This window comes from Helicobacter sp. 23-1048 (assembly GCF_053654545.1).
The window spans coordinates 113,715-130,316 of sequence record NZ_JBSIUT010000003.1; the positions used below are offsets into that span (position 1 = coordinate 113,715).

Annotated in this window: 15 protein-coding genes; 6 read left to right on the forward strand and 9 right to left on the reverse strand. The window is 39.7% G+C overall.

What is annotated here, in order from left to right; genetic code table 11:
• The 5 genes from plsX to mnmH all read right to left on the reverse strand — a co-directional run bounded on the left by plsX (window position 1) and on the right by mnmH (window position 3,114).
• A complete protein-coding gene (gene plsX, locus ACWIWK_RS08675; protein WP_454152403.1) occupies window positions 1-996 on the reverse strand; it encodes a phosphate acyltransferase PlsX in 996 nt (331 codons plus the stop codon).
• Window positions 997-1,007: 11 nt separating this feature from the next.
• Window positions 1,008-1,157 (reverse strand): 50S ribosomal protein L32, encoded by a 150-nt coding sequence (gene rpmF / locus ACWIWK_RS08680; protein ID WP_454152404.1) that lies wholly within the window; start codon window positions 1,155-1,157, stop codon window positions 1,008-1,010.
• A 1-nt stretch (window position 1,158) separates the two neighbouring features.
• Entirely contained in the window at window positions 1,159-1,512 is a 354-nt protein-coding gene (locus ACWIWK_RS08685) for a hypothetical protein (RefSeq protein WP_454152405.1), read from the reverse strand.
• A 71-nt stretch (window positions 1,513-1,583) separates the two neighbouring features.
• Entirely contained in the window at window positions 1,584-1,997 is a 414-nt protein-coding gene (gene ndk / locus ACWIWK_RS08690; protein ID WP_454152406.1) for a nucleoside-diphosphate kinase, read from the reverse strand.
• Window positions 1,998-2,118: 121 nt separating this feature from the next.
• The gene (gene mnmH, locus ACWIWK_RS08695; protein WP_454152407.1) at window positions 2,119-3,114 is read right to left on the reverse strand and encodes a tRNA 2-selenouridine(34) synthase MnmH; all 996 of its coding nucleotides are present in this window, start codon (window positions 3,112-3,114) and stop codon (window positions 2,119-2,121) included.
• 184 nt (window positions 3,115-3,298) lie between these two features.
• Between mnmH and ACWIWK_RS08700 the strand changes: the two genes are divergently transcribed.
• The gene (locus tag ACWIWK_RS08700) at window positions 3,299-4,462 is read left to right on the forward strand and encodes an MFS transporter (protein WP_454152408.1); all 1,164 of its coding nucleotides are present in this window, start codon (window positions 3,299-3,301) and stop codon (window positions 4,460-4,462) included.
• 28 nt (window positions 4,463-4,490) lie between these two features.
• Here the strand turns inward: ACWIWK_RS08700 and hisH are convergent, their stop codons facing one another.
• Genes hisH through ACWIWK_RS08715 form a run of 3 tightly spaced genes read right to left on the reverse strand, consistent with a single transcriptional unit; the run spans window position 4,491 to window position 7,277 of the window.
• A complete protein-coding gene (gene hisH / locus ACWIWK_RS08705) occupies window positions 4,491-5,162 on the reverse strand; it encodes an imidazole glycerol phosphate synthase subunit HisH (RefSeq protein WP_454152409.1) in 672 nt (223 codons plus the stop codon).
• Window positions 5,163-5,177: 15 nt separating this feature from the next.
• Window positions 5,178-6,071, reverse strand: coding sequence for a HemK/PrmC family methyltransferase (locus ACWIWK_RS08710; protein WP_454152410.1), 894 nt, complete (start codon window positions 6,069-6,071; stop codon window positions 5,178-5,180).
• On the reverse strand, window positions 6,072-7,277 hold the full coding sequence (locus tag ACWIWK_RS08715; protein WP_454152411.1) for a M48 family metallopeptidase: 1,206 nt from the start codon (window positions 7,275-7,277) through the stop codon (window positions 6,072-6,074). It abuts the gene before it with no gap.
• A 277-nt stretch (window positions 7,278-7,554) separates the two neighbouring features.
• Between ACWIWK_RS08715 and pyrG the strand changes: the two genes are divergently transcribed.
• Genes pyrG through ACWIWK_RS08740 form a run of 5 tightly spaced genes read left to right on the forward strand, consistent with a single transcriptional unit; the run spans window position 7,555 to window position 13,458 of the window.
• Complete coding sequence (gene pyrG, locus ACWIWK_RS08720) at window positions 7,555-9,186, forward strand: glutamine hydrolyzing CTP synthase (protein WP_454152412.1); 1,632 nt, start codon at window positions 7,555-7,557, stop codon at window positions 9,184-9,186.
• Window positions 9,187-10,767, forward strand: a complete 1,581-nt coding sequence (gene recJ / locus ACWIWK_RS08725) for a single-stranded-DNA-specific exonuclease RecJ (RefSeq protein ID WP_454152413.1) — start codon at window positions 9,187-9,189, stop codon at window positions 10,765-10,767.
• A gap of 1 nt (window position 10,768) precedes the next feature.
• On the forward strand, window positions 10,769-11,686 hold the full coding sequence (locus ACWIWK_RS08730) for a pseudouridine synthase (RefSeq protein ID WP_454152414.1): 918 nt from the start codon (window positions 10,769-10,771) through the stop codon (window positions 11,684-11,686).
• Window positions 11,687-12,772, forward strand: coding sequence for an ATP-binding protein (locus ACWIWK_RS08735; RefSeq protein ID WP_454152415.1), 1,086 nt, complete (start codon window positions 11,687-11,689; stop codon window positions 12,770-12,772).
• Between the two features lie 50 nt (window positions 12,773-12,822).
• On the forward strand, window positions 12,823-13,458 hold the full coding sequence (locus ACWIWK_RS08740) for a Fic family protein (protein WP_454152416.1): 636 nt from the start codon (window positions 12,823-12,825) through the stop codon (window positions 13,456-13,458).
• Window positions 13,459-13,498: 40 nt separating this feature from the next.
• Here ACWIWK_RS08740 and ACWIWK_RS08745 read toward each other — a convergent pair whose 3' ends face one another.
• Entirely contained in the window at window positions 13,499-16,579 is a 3,081-nt protein-coding gene (locus ACWIWK_RS08745) for an efflux RND transporter permease subunit (RefSeq protein WP_454152417.1), read from the reverse strand.
• Window positions 16,580-16,602 lie beyond the last annotated feature (23 nt).

Consider the following 16,602-nt stretch of genomic DNA (forward strand, 5'->3'; position numbering starts at 1 on the left):
TTATCCTCCTTGATTTGGGTTAGATTCAAAGACTTTTTGGATTTTTTCACATACTTTAGAATCGAGCGCATTGAGTGCTTGATATACAGCACATTCAATAGCGCGCTCATTAGAGCTTCCGTGGCTTATAATAACGACATTTTGCACCCCTAGAAGTGGTGCGCCACCATATTCAGTGTAATCAACCTTTTTCTTTAATGCCTTAAAAGCTGGCTTTAAAAGCAGTGCGCCAAGTATGCTTAAAGGTGATTTGACATTATTTTTGATGATTTTTGAAATCGCCATCGCCACACCCTCAGCGGTTTTTAACACGAGATTCCCAACAAAACCATCGCATACGATTACTTCTACACTTCCATTGAAAATATCGCGCCCCTCGACATTCCCCTTGAAAAATGAAAATTCTTTTAGTAGTCCAAATGCTTCTTTTGTAAGTTCATTGCCTTTAGTGTCTTCCTCACCATTGGAGAGCAAGCCTACGCGTGGATTCTCATAGCCCATCACACTTTTAGCATATTCATAGCCCATAATGGCAAAATCTACAAGATATTTCGCCTTGCAATCCGTATTTGCACCTGCATCAAGGATTACGCTTGGTGTGTCATTTACGCTTGGCATAGCAGTGCAAATGGCTGGACGAGACACACCTTTAATGCGTCCTAGTCGCAATGTCGCCAAACTCATAGTCGCTCCGCTATGTCCGGGTGATACGAGTGCGTCTGCCTCGCCGTTTCGCACAAGCTCTGTGGCGATGTAAATGGAGCTTTGTTCGCGCTTTGAGGCACTCGAGGCAGATTCTTCCATTCTTATGTAATCTTGGCAATGGACGATTCGCACACTCTCACGCAAGTTTTGAGGCACAAGCGGGGCTATTTGGGCTTCATCACCCACAATCAAAGCTTTAAACTTCCTATGTTTGAGGGCTTCTAGCACGCCAAGCACAATGGGTTTCACACCATTGTCTGCTCCCATTACATCAACGGCAATGCGTTGCATCGTTTGCTCCATTATTTATATGTGCCACTGAATTTGTTAATGTGGTGGGGCATTTTCCAGCTCCCATCTTTGTCTTTGATAGGCTTTGCCAATGTTACCTTGTAGTGTGTTCTGCGCTTTGCTGCGCGTGTTTTACTTACTCTTCTCTTTGGGACGGCCATTTTATTCTCCTTTGATATGGTAATCGTTTTTTATAGATTCTATCTCGCTAAGCAAAATACAATCTAAGTCAATAAAGCCATCAAAAAACTCAATAACCTCAAAGCTACCGAGTTTGCTTTGACTTTGTGTATCCCACAAACCATCTGAGATATACAAAACCAAAGGTTCATTGTATTGCTTTATGAATTCCTCGCCACTTCTATCACAAATAAGCTCTATCGTGCCACTTAAAGTTGCTTCTAGCTTTATTATGTGAGAATCTATGCGTTTTAAACAACCATTTAGCACCATATCGTCATTTTGTAGGTTAAAGGTTTTTTGCGCCGAAGTAATTTTTTTAAACGCAATTTTCACCTTTAGCCCCGCTCGCAGAGATTCTCATTTTGCGTGTTTGGATAGCACCAAAGCAACTTCTAAGCCAAAGTCTAGCAAATTTCACGCGTGCCAAAGAAAAAGGCAACCTCAATCTTGGCATTTTCTATGCTATCACTCCCGTGCACTGCATTTGCATCAATGCTTTGGGCGAAGTCAGCGCGAATTGTCCCTGCTTTGGCTTCTTTGGGGTTTGTTGCTCCCATAAGTTCGCGATTTTTCGCCACAGCATTATCCCCTTCTAAAACCATCACCACCACAGGACCACTCACCATAAAATCTACCAAATCTTTAAAAAACGGACGCTCTTTATGGACTGCGTAGAAGTTTTGCGCATCTTGTCGTGTAAGCTGGATTTTTTTAGCGGCAGCGATTTTTAAGCCATTGCTTTCAAACCTATCAATAATTTTACCAATAACACCCTTTTGGACGGCGTCTGGCTTGATGATAGAGAGAGTTTGCTCCATTGTGTTCTCCTTTGCCTTAATTTTCGTGTTTGTCGTTTATCTTATTAAGAAACCTGCGATTATAACTTAAAATCTCTAAAATCCTTATAAAATTCATATTTTTGCGCGAAAAGCAAAATTTTTAGCAATGTGTTTGAATGATTGTTTGTATTTGCGCAAAGGCTTCTTGTAAATTTTGCGCACTGACTTTATAATCGTAAGGTTGGCGTTTGTAGGCGTTATCATAATATTGTGTGAGGAGAATCTCTGCCGTTTTTGCCCTATCTTTATAAAACGCTTCTTTTGCTTCATTCCAAGCATTCTTTGGCATAAAGCGTGAAATATTTTCCATAGCTGTGGTGAAAAACTCCTCGCTAATGTGTTTATAATACTTTAATGTTCGTTCTATGCGCACATCAAGTGGCGTATCGATAAAGATTTTTGGTGCATTTTGGTAAGCGTTATAAAGTGGTGTTGGCAAAATCACATTGCCAAGTTTTTTGCTCTCGCCCTCTATAAGCACACATTTATTTTCTAATTCCCTTAAACGCGTAAAGATGAGATTCTCAAACATTGCATTACTTGGCTGAATGCCACATATCGCACCAAAAGAAGAGCCAAAGTGTTTCGCAAGAGATTCTATATCTAGTGAATCTTTATACATTTTAATAAGCTCGCTTTTTCCGCTACCTGTGGGACCTATGAGTGTAAAAAACTTCATTTTTGGCGGTTGTTGCAAATATTGCAAAACAGCGTTGCGATAGGCTTTATAACCATTTTGCAGGCGTGTGGTGCGGTAGCCAATGTTTTGTAAAATACTTAGCAATGAGAGACTTCTAAGCCCACCTCTTGCGCAATAAATATGAATGACTTGCGCGGGAGTAATGTTTGAGCGAGCAAGAAAGTCTTGCAAATGCTTTCCCACATTTGCGCAAATAATGCTTGCGCCCATAATGCGCGCTTGAAATGGATTTTCTTTATAGAGTGTGCCTATTTGCTCGCGCTCATCATTATTTAGCACGGGGAAGTTTAGCGCACCCACAATATGAGATTTTTCAAACTCACAAGGTGAGCGCACATCAATAATTAAAGCACTTTGTAAAAATACATCTACTTGAGCGTCTTGGCTGTTACGCATATAACTCCTTGCAATGTTTAAGATAAATATAATTATAGAATCTTACTCACTAAAAATGTAATAAAATACAAAAAATCCATAATCTCATAGTAGCGCGTTATTATCTTTGAAAGACTACAATTTTTGTCAAATTTGTCGCATTGGCGATGCGTGATTCTAGTAACAAACAATGTAAAGAGAGAAAATGAGAATAAGCGATAAGATTTTTTGGCTTAATGTGGTATTTTTGATTGCTATCACACTTAATTTGCGCGCCCCTATCACTTCGCTAGGACCAATCATAGAATCTATAAAAGACGCATATAATATAAACTCTGCGTTAGGCGGACTTTTGACTTCATTGCCACTTATTGCTTTTGGGAGTGTGAGTTTTTTGGTAGCGTATTTTTCGCCTATGCGTGCGATAGTTGTTGGGATTGTGCTTATTATCATAGGCGAAGTGTATCGAAGTTTTGGTGGAAGTGTGGGGCTTTTTGTGGGAATGGCGTTGTTAGGGAGTGGTATAGCTATCGCTAATGTGTTGTTGCCAAGTTTTGTCAAAGAAAAATTCCCGCGCAAGATTCCCTTTATGATGGGCGTGTATAGCCTAGTATTAAATCTCTCTGGCATTTTTGGAATCGTATTTGCCCTGCCACTTTTGGCATTTTTGGGATTGCAGTATTCATTGCTTTTTTGGTTGCCTTTTGCGTTGCTCGCGTTTTTTGTATATATACCACAAATGCGCAATGGCAGGCTTTTTCGCACGATTAAAAAACCAAAGAGCAATATCAATATTTTTACCCAAATAAGTGCGTGGAAAATCACTCTATTTATGGGGGCTCAAAGTTTTGTGGCGTATGCGATGTTTGCGTGGCTCGCGCTTATAGTGAGTGAGATGGGCTATGGAAGCGAGTTTGGTGCAAATATTTTACTTTTAGCTCAAGCCATAGCCGTGCCCATAGGATTTATAGGTCCTGTGATTTTAGGCAAACTCAAAAATACATATCGCGCTGTGTATATGGCTTGTTTGTGTGGGTTGTATGTGGTGGGGTTCGCGTGCTTGATATGGCTGGATTCTAAAGTTGGTGTAGTGCTTGGAGCGATTTGCATTGGAATCCCAATGGGTGGTGTGTTTGCCATAGCGTTGTTGTTTATTTCTACCAAAAGTGCTAATTCACTTATTGCAAGCAAGCTTTCCTCAATGGCACAGGGCTTTGGCTACCTCATTGCGAGCACCGCACCTTTTGTCATAGGGCTTTTGCACGATTATTTTGAGAGCTTTAGCCAAGCATTATATTTGCTCTTAATTGTGGGGGTAATCGTGAGTATTTTAGGGCTTATTGCTTATAGGGCAAAAGTGATAGAATGATTGTTTTACGCATAAATTATCGTGGTTTTTATAGCTCTATAAAGTTTTGCAAAATTTTTAATCCTACATTATGGCTTTTTTCTGGGTGTGGTTGGATTCCTAGCACATTGTCTCGTCCTACAATGGCTGGAAACTCATAGCCATACACACATTTTGCTAAAATATCGCTACTATCCTTGCACTGGGTGTGGAAACTATGCACGAAATAAAGATATAAGCCCTCATTTTTTGGCGAAATTTTAGAATCTGTGTGAAACAAGTTTTTCAGCAATGGATTGTTTTGTCCTTCTTGCGTGAGGAGGCATTCATTCCAGCCTATGTGTGGGACTTTGAGCGTATTTAACCTTGCCTTATCAAAACCCACTACCTCGCCACGCAACAGACTAAGCCCTTTGTGCTCGCCAAACTCGACACTTTTTTCAAAGAGCATTTGCGCACCCAGACAGATTCCAAGCAAGTATTTACCACTTTTAACGAAATCTTTTATGTCCTCTTCAAATCCAAGTGTGCGGAGATTTTGCATAGCATCGCCAAACGCTCCCACACCGGGCAAGATGAGCTTGTCATAATGTGCGATATTTGTTGGGTTAGATTCTATGGAGATTGTGAGAGATTTGCTACTTTTGTGAGCGACAAATTCAAGCGCATTTTGCACGCTTGCGAGATTCCCAATGTTGTAATTTAAGATTGCTATATTCATATAAGCCCCTTTGTGTTAAAATTCTAGCACAAATCCTCTATCAAAGCCACTTAAATCAGTATAAAACTCTAGCTTTTTGGGTGAGAGTGGAGCGATAAACTCGCTTAATCGGGTCTTTTGGTCATAGCCCATTTCACAACACATAATAAGTGGTCTTGCTTTTGCGCAAGCGGTGATAAGTGATTCTATGATTTCACTGCCTCTCTCTCCGCCAAATAACGCTCCTTTTGGCTCATAGCATAATGGCAAAGGCAGGGGATAATCATTGGCAATGTAGGGGAGATTTGCTACCACAAGTTCTAAAAAATCAAGCATTTGAGTGGAAAATGGCTCTAGTAGCGAGCCTTGTAAAGTGCTAATGGATTCACACTCAAAGCGAGCGAAATTTTTCCGCGCACACTCAAGCGCAAGAGAATCTATGTCGGTTGCATACATTCGCAAGTGTGGATTGTGTCTAGCGATGATAGTGGAAATCGCACCGCTACCTACGCCAATTTCTGCCATTACGCTAATTTCTCGTTCTTTAATGATTTGAAGTGCCTTTTGCACGAGAATCTCACTCTCTGGGCGTGGGATAAGCACACCTTTTTGGATAAAAAACTCACAAGAATAAAAACTCGCCTTTTGGGTTAAGTATTCAATCGGTGTGCCTAGTGCGCGTTCTTTAACTTGGCTAAAAAATGTATTTTCTTGATTTGTGGGTAAAAAATCATTACTATGAGCGTGCAAAAAGGTGCGGGGCTTTTGCAAAATCTCACAAAGCAAAATCTCGCACTCAAAACGAGGGCGGAATGCCATTAAATGTTTTGATTCTATATTTTGTTCTAGTCGTTCAAAGTCCTTTGCCAAAGGGCTTTGTTCTAAAATTTCGCAACCGTGTGCTATGGCAGTTTGAATTGTGGTTGCCATTTATTTTAGGGCTTCATAATCAAGGGCTTTTAATCGTTCCAATAACGGAGGGTGTGAGTAATAAAAGAAGATATATAAGGAGTGTGAGCTTGGAAATGATTTGTTTTCTTCTACAAGGCGCACAAGTGCATTGGCAAGATGAGATTTAGAGCTTAAAGACGCGCCAAAGGCATCAGCACCATATTCAGCCTTGCGCGAGAAATATCCAATGATTGGCATAAACCAAAACGAAACAATGGGAGAAAGTAAAATAGCGAGGGCTAAAATGCACGCATTTTGCTCTGGGAGATGACTTTGGCTAAAAAAACTTTCAGGCAAATGCGAGGCTAAAAAGAACAACAAAAACAAAAATACGCCCATAATGGCTATATTTTTTATAATGTCTTTATGCTTAAAATGCCCAAGCTCGTGCCCTAAAATTGCCAAAAGTCCATCTTGGCTAATCTTTTCTAACAAGGTGTCAAAGAGCACTACACGCTTGGTTTTCCCAAGCCCACCAAAATACGCATTAAGCCTACCATCGCGCTTGCTGGCATCCATTACAAAAATCCCGCTTGATTGGAATCCTACTTTTTGCATTAGGGATTCTATGCGTTCTTTGAGTTGTGTGTCTTGCAAGGGGGTGAATTTATTAAACATTGGGGCAATAAGCGTGGGGTAGATGGCGTTTGCTAAGATAATAAAACAAAAAAGCAGCACAAAGCCTCCAATCCACCAAAGAGTAAAACTATCCATCACCCACAAAAGCAAAAAGACAATGCTCCCACCAATCATAAGCCCAAGCAGGCTAGATTTAAGTGTATCAAGTAAAAATAAAGCTGGAGTTTGCTTGCAAAATCCATAGCGTTTATCAATACTAAATGTCTCATAAAGTGTGCTAGGTAAGCCAACAAGCGAGCCAACAAGCACGATAAGCACGACAAATGCGACATCGCGGTAATACCCACTAAGCATATTGAATCCATCATTGTAGAAAAAATCCAAACCAAAGAGAATCCAAAAAGCAAAAAGCGCGGATTCTGTGATTTTTGAGAAAATGTTTAATTTGAGTTTTTCTATGGAGTATGAGCCAGCTTTGATGTATTCTTTGGTATCCAATAGGAGGGCTTTTTGTGTGATAGCTTTTTTGATATGTCGTATTTGCAGACAATCAAGTATAATCACAGGGATAGCATAGGCTAGCAAAAACACGCTAACAAGTAGCATTTCTCTCCTTTGTGGTTTTATTTTAGATTTTTGACATTAAATTTGTTAATAATACCTTGCAAAACAAACGATAAGTAAATGCTTTTTTGTATGCGATATATTTTTGCAAAGAAACATTGAATCTTGTGGGTCTATTACGCCATAGATTCTAAAAAATTCTAAAAAATTGCACGAAACATTCTTAAAGGCGATTTAATAAGATTATAATTGCAATTTTTTTGTAATATTGTAATAATTTTAGAGTGAAATTTAGGGATTTTGATAGAGTGAGTTTTAAATGAAAGCTAAACAAACGCGGTATATTTTTGTTACAGGTGGGGTGCTAAGCTCTCTTGGTAAGGGCATTACCTCCTCTTCTATTGCCACGCTTTTGCAGCACAGCGGATTTGAGGTAGGTATTTTAAAAATCGACCCCTACATCAATGTAGACCCCGGCACGATGAGTCCATTAGAGCACGGAGAAGTTTTTGTAACAAGCGATGGTGCAGAGACAGATTTGGATATTGGGCATTATGAGCGATTTTTAAACAAAAATTTTTATAAAACAAACAACTTTACCACAGGGCAAGTTTATCTTTCCGTGATTGAAAAAGAGCGCAAGGGCAAATATTTAGGCAAGACGATTCAAATTGTCCCGCATATCGTTGATGAAATCAAGCGCAGAATTTACCTTGCCGCGCAAGATAGCGATTTTTTAATCGTGGAACTTGGTGGCACTGTGGGCGATATGGAGGGTATGTCATATTTAGAAGCAATGCGCCAAATCAAGCACGAGCTAGGGGGAAAAAATGTCCTAAGCGTGCATATAACACTGATTCCATTTGTGCGTGCTGCAGGCGAATTTAAAACCAAACCAACACAACACAGCGTCCAAGAGCTTCGCAGAATTGGAATCTCCCCGCAGATTCTTGTGGTGCGTTGTGAGAGCGCGCTTGATAAAGCACTAAAGAAAAAACTCTCATTAAGCTGTGATGTTGCGCTTGATAGCGTCATTGTGGCAAAAGATTCTGCAAGTATTTATCAATGTCCGCTTGATTTTTTACAAGAGGGTATTTTAGAACCTATCAAAAGGGAATTTGAGTTGGGTAATTTAGAGCCAGATATGGAGCAATGGGACACTTTAGTTAAAAAGATTATCGCTCCAAAACAAAGCATTACCATTGGCTTTGTGGGAAAATATCTCTCACTTAAAGAATCATATAAATCTCTCACTGAAGCCCTTATACACGGCGGAGCAAATATCAATACGCGCGTAAATATTCGCTGGATTGATAGCGAGGATTTAGAACGCAATAATAGCGAGCTTGATTTGGTAGATTCTATTCTCATACCCGGTGGATTTGGTGAGCGTGGAGTTGAGGGGAAAATCCGCGCAATCACTTACGCGAGGGAAAATCAAATCCCATTGCTTGGAATTTGTCTAGGAATGCAACTTGCCATTATCGAGTTTGCGCGCAATGTGCTAGGGATTAAGGAGGCAAACTCGAGTGAGTTTGATGCGCATTGCAAAGAGCCTGTGATATATCTTATTGAGGATTTTATTGATTCGTGTGGAAAAAAGCAAATCCGCACGCATAATTCTCCAATGGGCGGGACAATGCGACTTGGCGAGTATGAATGCAAAATTACAAAAGATTCTAAACTTTACAAAGCCTATAAGCAAGAAATTATCAAAGAGCGACATAGACATCGCTACGAGGCAAATCCCAAATATAAAGATGCTCTACAAAAAGCAGGAATGCGCATAAGTGGAGAATCTCAAGGGCTTATTGAAGCTATTGAATTACAAGGACATCCGTGGTTTGTCGCCGTGCAGTTTCACCCTGAATTTACCTCAAGGCTTAAAAACCCAAATCCTATCATCTTAGAATTTTTAAAGCAAACACTCCATCACAAAAGAGTCCAATAAATGAACACCAAACATTATCCAAAAATCACCAAACGCGATTTAGAGCAGATTCTCCAAGCGAGAAATTGCGCGCAAGGTATCCAAAGCCTCAAAGATTTGCCACCTCCAAATAAACTTAAATGTGTCAATGAAGCAGGGGAACTCGTGGCAAAAAAAATGAGCGAGGGTGGGAAAATCATTGTTGTTGGGGATTATGACGCTGATGGTGTGTGCTCTAGCTCGCTAATGTTTAGGTTTTTTAAGAGTTTAGGATATACAAATTTTGAGATTTTTATCCCCAATCGTTTTAGCGATGGGTATGGAATCTCACCTAGCATTTTAGAACGCGTAAATGCCGTGCAAAAAAATGCTCTTGTTATCACGGTGGATAATGGCATTAGCGCGTATGAGGCAGCAAATTATTGCAAGGAGCACAATATTGAGCTTATTATCACTGACCATCATACGCCTAGCGAGACATTACCCGAAGCGAGCTTTATCATCAATCCAAAACAGCAAGATTGTAATTATCCATTTAAGGAAGTTTGTGGCTGTGTGGTCGCGTGGTATTTTTGCGCTGGGATTAAAGCCGCACTTAAAAGTGATATTGACTTAAAGGAATTTTTGCCACTTTTGGCACTTGCCACACTTGGTGATTTGATGCCTTTGGTCGGGGTGAATAGAATCCTTGTGCAAAAGGGATTAGAGGTTTTACAAACGAGCAAATCCCCAGCCTATAAAGTTATTACACAAAAACTTTTGCGCATAAGCTCACAAGAAATTTCTTTTAACATCGTGCCTTTGTTGAATTGTGCAGGGAGAATGAAAAACGCTCAATTAGCGGTGGATTTTTTATGTGCGCAAAATATGCAACGCGCTTATGAAACTTTTAATGCCTTAGAATCGCTTAACAAAGAGCGTAAGGCAATCCAAAAAGAAACTTATGAAAAAGTCCAATTAGCGTGTGTGGAGAAAGATAATCTTGTGTATGCTATCGGTGAGGGTTGGCATATTGGCGTGCTTGGCGTTGTCTGCTCACAACTCGCACGAGAATACAAAAAAACAGCTATCGTGCTTGGCGTAGAGACGAGAAATGGCGTGAAGATTCTCAAAGGTTCGGGTCGGGCTTTTGGCAGTGAGAATCTCATCGGCACAGCACAAAAGGTGCAAGGCATAAAGCCACTAATGCTTGAGTTTGGTGGGCATAATGGTGCGTTAGGGCTAAGTTTGCCTATCGGTAGTGAGGGTGAATTTTTAGAGCTTTTTTCTTTGTATTTGGAATCTATAAATGCCAAACACGATGAAGTGCTAGGAGAGATTAGTGGCGATGAAGTTGATATGGATTTATTACGCCTGATAGAATCTTTTGAGCCCTATGGAGAGGGCAATGTTTTACCACATTTTATTTGCAATGATTTAGAGATTGTTACCTCAAATGTTTTTGGCAAGCAACAAAACCACCTTAAGTGTTTGCTAAAAAACTCCAAAGGCAAAAATATCAATGGTGTGGCATTTTTTTGCACTCAATTAAGTAAGAGTTTTATTTTTTGTTTATCACGCGATTTTAGACAAAACCTGTGTTTGCAAATGCGCGTGGTATAAAATGCCATTTGTGAAAGAGATTTTTTGTGTGCCTGCACCAAAAAAGGCGTATGCGTTTTTGGAGGATTTGGGCTTTAGCACGAAGCAATCCCAAAAAATTATCGATAAGGGGAGGCTACGATATAATGGCAGTGTGGTGAAAAAATCTCAAATTGTGCAAGGAAATGTGGAGCTTACGCATTTTAAAGCACAGCATTTTGGCTTAGAGCCTCTTTTTTATAATGATGATTTTTGTGTGTATGATAAACCCCATAATTTGCTTATTCACCCAAAGGGACTTTTCACTCATCATAGTCTTAATGATTGCCTTAAATCTCGCTTTGGGGCGCAGGCTAATCCTATCCATCGCCTTGATTATGAGACGAGCGGGCTTGTGTTGTGTGCATTGCATAAAAATGCTGAAGCGGAATTAAAACATCTTTTTGCCAAGCGCAATGTTACAAAGACTTATACGGCGATTGTGCGAGGCATTATCGAGCGAGATGAGATTCTCATTGATACGCCTATTTTAACTTGCAATAATGGTAGGGATTTAAGCATTCGTTCGCGTGTCTCATCGCAAGGCAAGGACGCGCTCACACGACTAAAAGTGCTGGCACGCGATAAAAAAACAAATCAAACCCTACTTCATCTCACTCCAATCACAGGGCGCACTCATCAGCTACGCGTGCATCTAGATTCTATTCATCACCCTATTGTTGGAGATTTGCTCTATGGTGTGAATGATGAGTGTGCGCGGGAATTTTTAGAATCTAAGCGTGTGGCAAGAGATAATCGGGCGCAGATTCTCACTTCGCGTTTGTTGCTTAATGCAAGTTCTATCACCTTTAGCTACAAGCATACACATTTTTGTTTTTTTTCAATGTTGCAAAACGATATTTTACGCACTTTTTATACAGCACAAAGTGTGGATTGCTAAATGAATGCCCTAAGAGATGCGCTTATAGAGCGCACGATTTTACCTCGTAGATATGGCATACCAAGTGGGCGCACATTTGTATATGGTGCGCCAAAGGTTGGTAAGACTTCGCTTGCCCTGCAGTTTGCCCTTAGTTTTAAAAAGCCTTTTTATATTGATTTAGGGGATATGCGTGTAAAAAAAGATGAGGTGCAAGCACATTTACTAAAAATTTATTTGGAAAAAGAACTTGATGTATTGGTGCTTGATAATTACAAAAAAGATATGTTTGGGAATTTTTTGGGCGAAGATTCTCATCAGTTTTTACCAAATTTGCAAGATATTGTGCTTATTGGAAATAGACAAGAATGCCCAAGTAGCTTTGTGCCAAAGTGTATTTTGCCTTTGTGTTTTGAAGAGTTTGTGAGTTTTGATACGAAAAATTTTTCACTCAAAAATCTTTTTACACTCTTTTTAAAAGAGGGTAATCTCGCCCAAATGTTTGAGACAAGCGCGTATAAAAGACTTCAAACAAAAAGAGAATTCTTACAAAGTGCTCTGCAATCTCAAGCGGAATTGTTTTTTAAAATCTTGCCATTTCAAGCGCAAAATATCGCTCCAAACGCTTTGTATGAGCGACTTAAAAAGCAAATGAGAATCTCAAAAGACACTTTATATGCTACGCTTAGGCAATGGGAAGAAAACGGAGTGATTTTTTATGTATCAAATGCGCTTCATAAAGGAAGCAAAAAATTGTATTTTTTTGATTTTAGTTTGCCATCGCTTGTTTGCTTTGAGAAAAATCTCTCTACACAATTAGAAAATATGCTTTTTTTAGAGTTGTGTAAAATATGCGAGCAAAGCGCGTTAAAAGAATGGAGTAATGAGGTGGTTTGTGGTGCAATGGGGGAGTTTTATATGCACGATTGTGCGTATATCTTTATTCCTTTTGCTACGCGTGAGCTTATCGCTCAAAAAATACCACACATAGATTGTAAAAATATCGCTATTATTACGCTAAGTTTTGAAGATGAGGGAGTTATAAGTGGCAAAAAATATAGAGCGATGCAATTTGTAGATTTTGCACTTGGAGAGGCATATTGGTAAAAACATTATACAATCTTACAAGACTAACGCTTAAAGTATAAGGAGGGGAAATGCTAGAGCAAGTAAAAGATAAGGAATTTATGGTAGATTTATGTATAAAGGTAGCGCACCATTCAACCGCGATAGAGGGCAATACACTTAGCATTGATGAGGTGGCAAATATCTTGCGTGAAAACTACACACCGCGTCAAATGAGCCAAAAAGAATTTTATGAAATTAAAAATTATGGTAAGGCATTTGCACTTTTGTCTGATTCACTTATCGCTAAGCAACCACTTACCCCAGAGTTAATGAAAGAGTTTCACGCACTTTTGCTTGATAATTTGCTCCAAAGTAAAGGTGAGTTTAAAAAATCGCGCAACCCAAAGCCAGATTATGACACGCTTTCGCCATATCAAGCTGATTATATTTTACAAGAATGGTGCGAGAGTTTGTATTTTGTATTTACCAATGCAAGAGACGATGAACACAAACTTGAAATGATTTTGCAATCACATATTCATTTTGAGAGAATGCGTCCATTTAGCGATGGCAATGGCAGGGTAGGGAAGTTGCTCATCGTGTATTCGTGCTTGGAGCAGGATTTGCGACCTGTGATTATCCCAAAGGATTGCAAAGAGCATTATATTGAAATTTTGCAAAAGCACGATGTAGATGAGTTTTTAAAGATTGTCCAAGCATTGTGAGTTTTGGGTTGTAGATTCTCAAGTCTCAATACACAAACACTTAGAATCTATCCCCCTCTTTTGGTTTGTAAAATCGTTGAAGTTTATCATCAATAGGCGCGAGGAATCGATAAAACACAGGCACAATCAACAATGATAAAAGCATCGAAACAATAAGCCCGCCAATCATCGCAATGCCTATTGGGTTTTTCATAGCTTCTCCCGCACCACTTGCAATCGCTAGAGGCAACATACCAAAAACCATCGCTATGGTTGTCATTAAAATTGGTCGTAAGCGTAACTCGCCCGCAGTGATAATCGCACTATCTATATCCATTCCTTCCTTGCGTTTTTCGTTTGCTACATCGATAAGCAAGGTGGCATTTTTCCCCACGATTCCCATTAGGAGCATAAGCCCCATTAGCGAAAACATACTAAATGGCTCTCTTGTGATAAAAAGCGCGAAAAATGCCCCAGAAAAACTCAATGGCAGAGTAACCATAATAATCAAAGGTTGTAAAAAACTCTCATACAAAGCCGCCAAAATAAGGTAAATAAGCACGATTGCTGTTACAATCGCCGTAACAAATGCCACTAGCGTTTCTACCATATTTTCAGCATCGCCTTGTAAGCGATAGCTTGCTCCTTCTTCGAGCCACTTTGGACGCCCTGTATCTTTATCTGGTTCAAGCACCGCAGATAGCACTTCACCTAAACTCGTGCTTTCCTCATTTGTCGCATACACCGTGATACTTCGCTGCCTGTTAAAGCGAGTAATAGTGCTAGAGGTTTTTGTTTTGTGGATTTTTACTAAGCCCTCCAAAAACATAAGTTCGCCATTGCTATTTTTCACTTGGAGTTTTTTAATATCCTCTAAAAACTTTCGAGAATCATCGGGCACACGCACGGTGATGTCATATTCCTTGCCAGATTCTTTATAATATCCCACCGTGTATTCTCCAGAAAATGCCGTGCGGATAGTGTTGCCTATTTCTTGCGAGCTTACACCATATCTATTAGCATTTGCACGAATAATTTGGAATCGATATTCAGGCTGGTCTTCGGACTTGTCTGTGTGTATATCTCGCACTTTGTCTGCTAATTCCTCTTTAAAAAACTTATACAGATTCTCTTTGCTTTTTTCCACAAGTTCTCCACTATGCGATAAAATTGCAATTTGTAATGGTGAAGTATCTCCTCCGCCCATATCGCTAATTTCTACTATTGCTATGTTCATTCCCTCAGCTTCTTTGGAGGCTTTGAGTGATTCGCGCATTTGATTCATTATGGCGAATTGATTTTGCGCGCTTTTGCGTTTGTTTTTTGGTGTCATTTTGGTGTAAATTTGCGCTTTAAAGATATTTTTACGACTATCATAGCCAATTTGTAAAGTCGCAAATTCTGTGCTCTCATCTTGTAAGATAATATCTTGGAGCACTCCTGTGCGCCGTTTCATCTCTTCCATACTAATGCCCGGAGCAATTTCTATAAACACATTGTATTCGCCCTTATCCTCTTTTTTCATAAAAGCAAACCCAAGCGTAGAGGCAATCACCAATGATAAGATAAAGATTCCCAATACACCAAGCAATACTCTTTTTTTGTTAGCAAGCACAAAAAACAGGGTCTTTTTGTATCGTGCATCAAGCTCGATGAAGTATTTTTCTGTCTTGCGATAAAAGTTTGAATGCTCTGGATTTACCACAATAGCACTAATCATTGGGACAATCGTAACAACGACAATGTAAGATAGCCCAATGGCAAGCGCAACTGTGATACCAAAGCTCTTAAAAAACTGCCCTACAATCCCACTCATCGTCCCAACAGGGATAAACACAGAAAGCAACATAGCAGAAATAGCCACAATAGCAAAGCCAATTTCTCTCACGCCTTCATACGCTGCTTCACGCTTAGGCAATCCAGCTTCAATTTTTTTATGGATATTTTCAATCACCACAATGGCATCATCAATGATGATTCCAATCGCAAGCGTTAAGGCAAGGAGGGTGAGCATATTTATGGTTAAATCAAAATAGTGCATAAGCGCGAAAGTGCCAATGATTGATACAGGCAACGAAAATGCTGCCACCATAGTAATACTTGTGGAGCGTAAAAATAAAAACACAATACTCACAGCCAAAAGCGCACCTAAAAAGAGGTCAAACTTCACATCAGCAACAGAATCTTTAATGTATTCTGTGGTGTCTTTAAAGACCTGCACATCGTAGTCTTGGCTTACTGCTTTAATCTCTTTTTCAAAAATTTCTTTGATAGAATCTGCGATTTTAATATCATTTTGCCCAGAGATTTTTTGCACTTCAAAAATTACGCCCGGCGTCTTGCCATAGCTCGCATAAGTCCTATCTTCCTCGATAGAATCTTCAATAAGAGCAACATCTCTTAATCGCACACCTTCAGCTATGCGTAATTCACCCATTTCCTCAACTGTGTAGCTATTAGCATCAGTGGTAAGTGCCCACTCTTGCGTTTCGCTCACAAGTCTCCCGCCATCAACTTCCACATTTTCGTTTCCAATAAGTGTGCTTAAGCTAGAAAAAGTAAGCCCATATTTATTCATTAAGGTTGGGTCTGGATAGATTCTAATTTGTCTTTTTCTATATCCACGCACGCCTACACTCCCTACACCATCGACTTTTTGAAGCATTGGTTTGATGGTATTATCAGCAAATCTCATCATTTCGCTCGGTGGCACTTTGGTGCTGGTTAAAAAGAGTGAAATCACAGGCGAGCTACCCGTATTAAGTTTATATACCGCTGGAGAATCTATACCACTTTGGAGTTGCACCGTGCCTACTTTATCGCGCACATCAGCCACAGCGACATTGACATCTTTTTCAAGTTGAAATTCTATAAATACAATGCTTGTGTTGCGCACGGATTGCGAGGTAACCTTTTTTAGTCCATCGATTCCTAGCACGGCTTCCTCGATTTTATCAGTTACTTTTGTTTCTACCGTTTCAGCACTTGCACCCGGATAATTTGTAATGACCGTAACAAATGGAAAATCGACATTTGGGAAGAGCGAGACAGGCATTTTATTTACCGATAAAATTCCAAAAAACATTACCGCTAAAGCAAACATTAGTGTGCTTACAGGGCGAGTTATGGCGAATTTATACATATTGTTCCTTATGCCTTAATTGT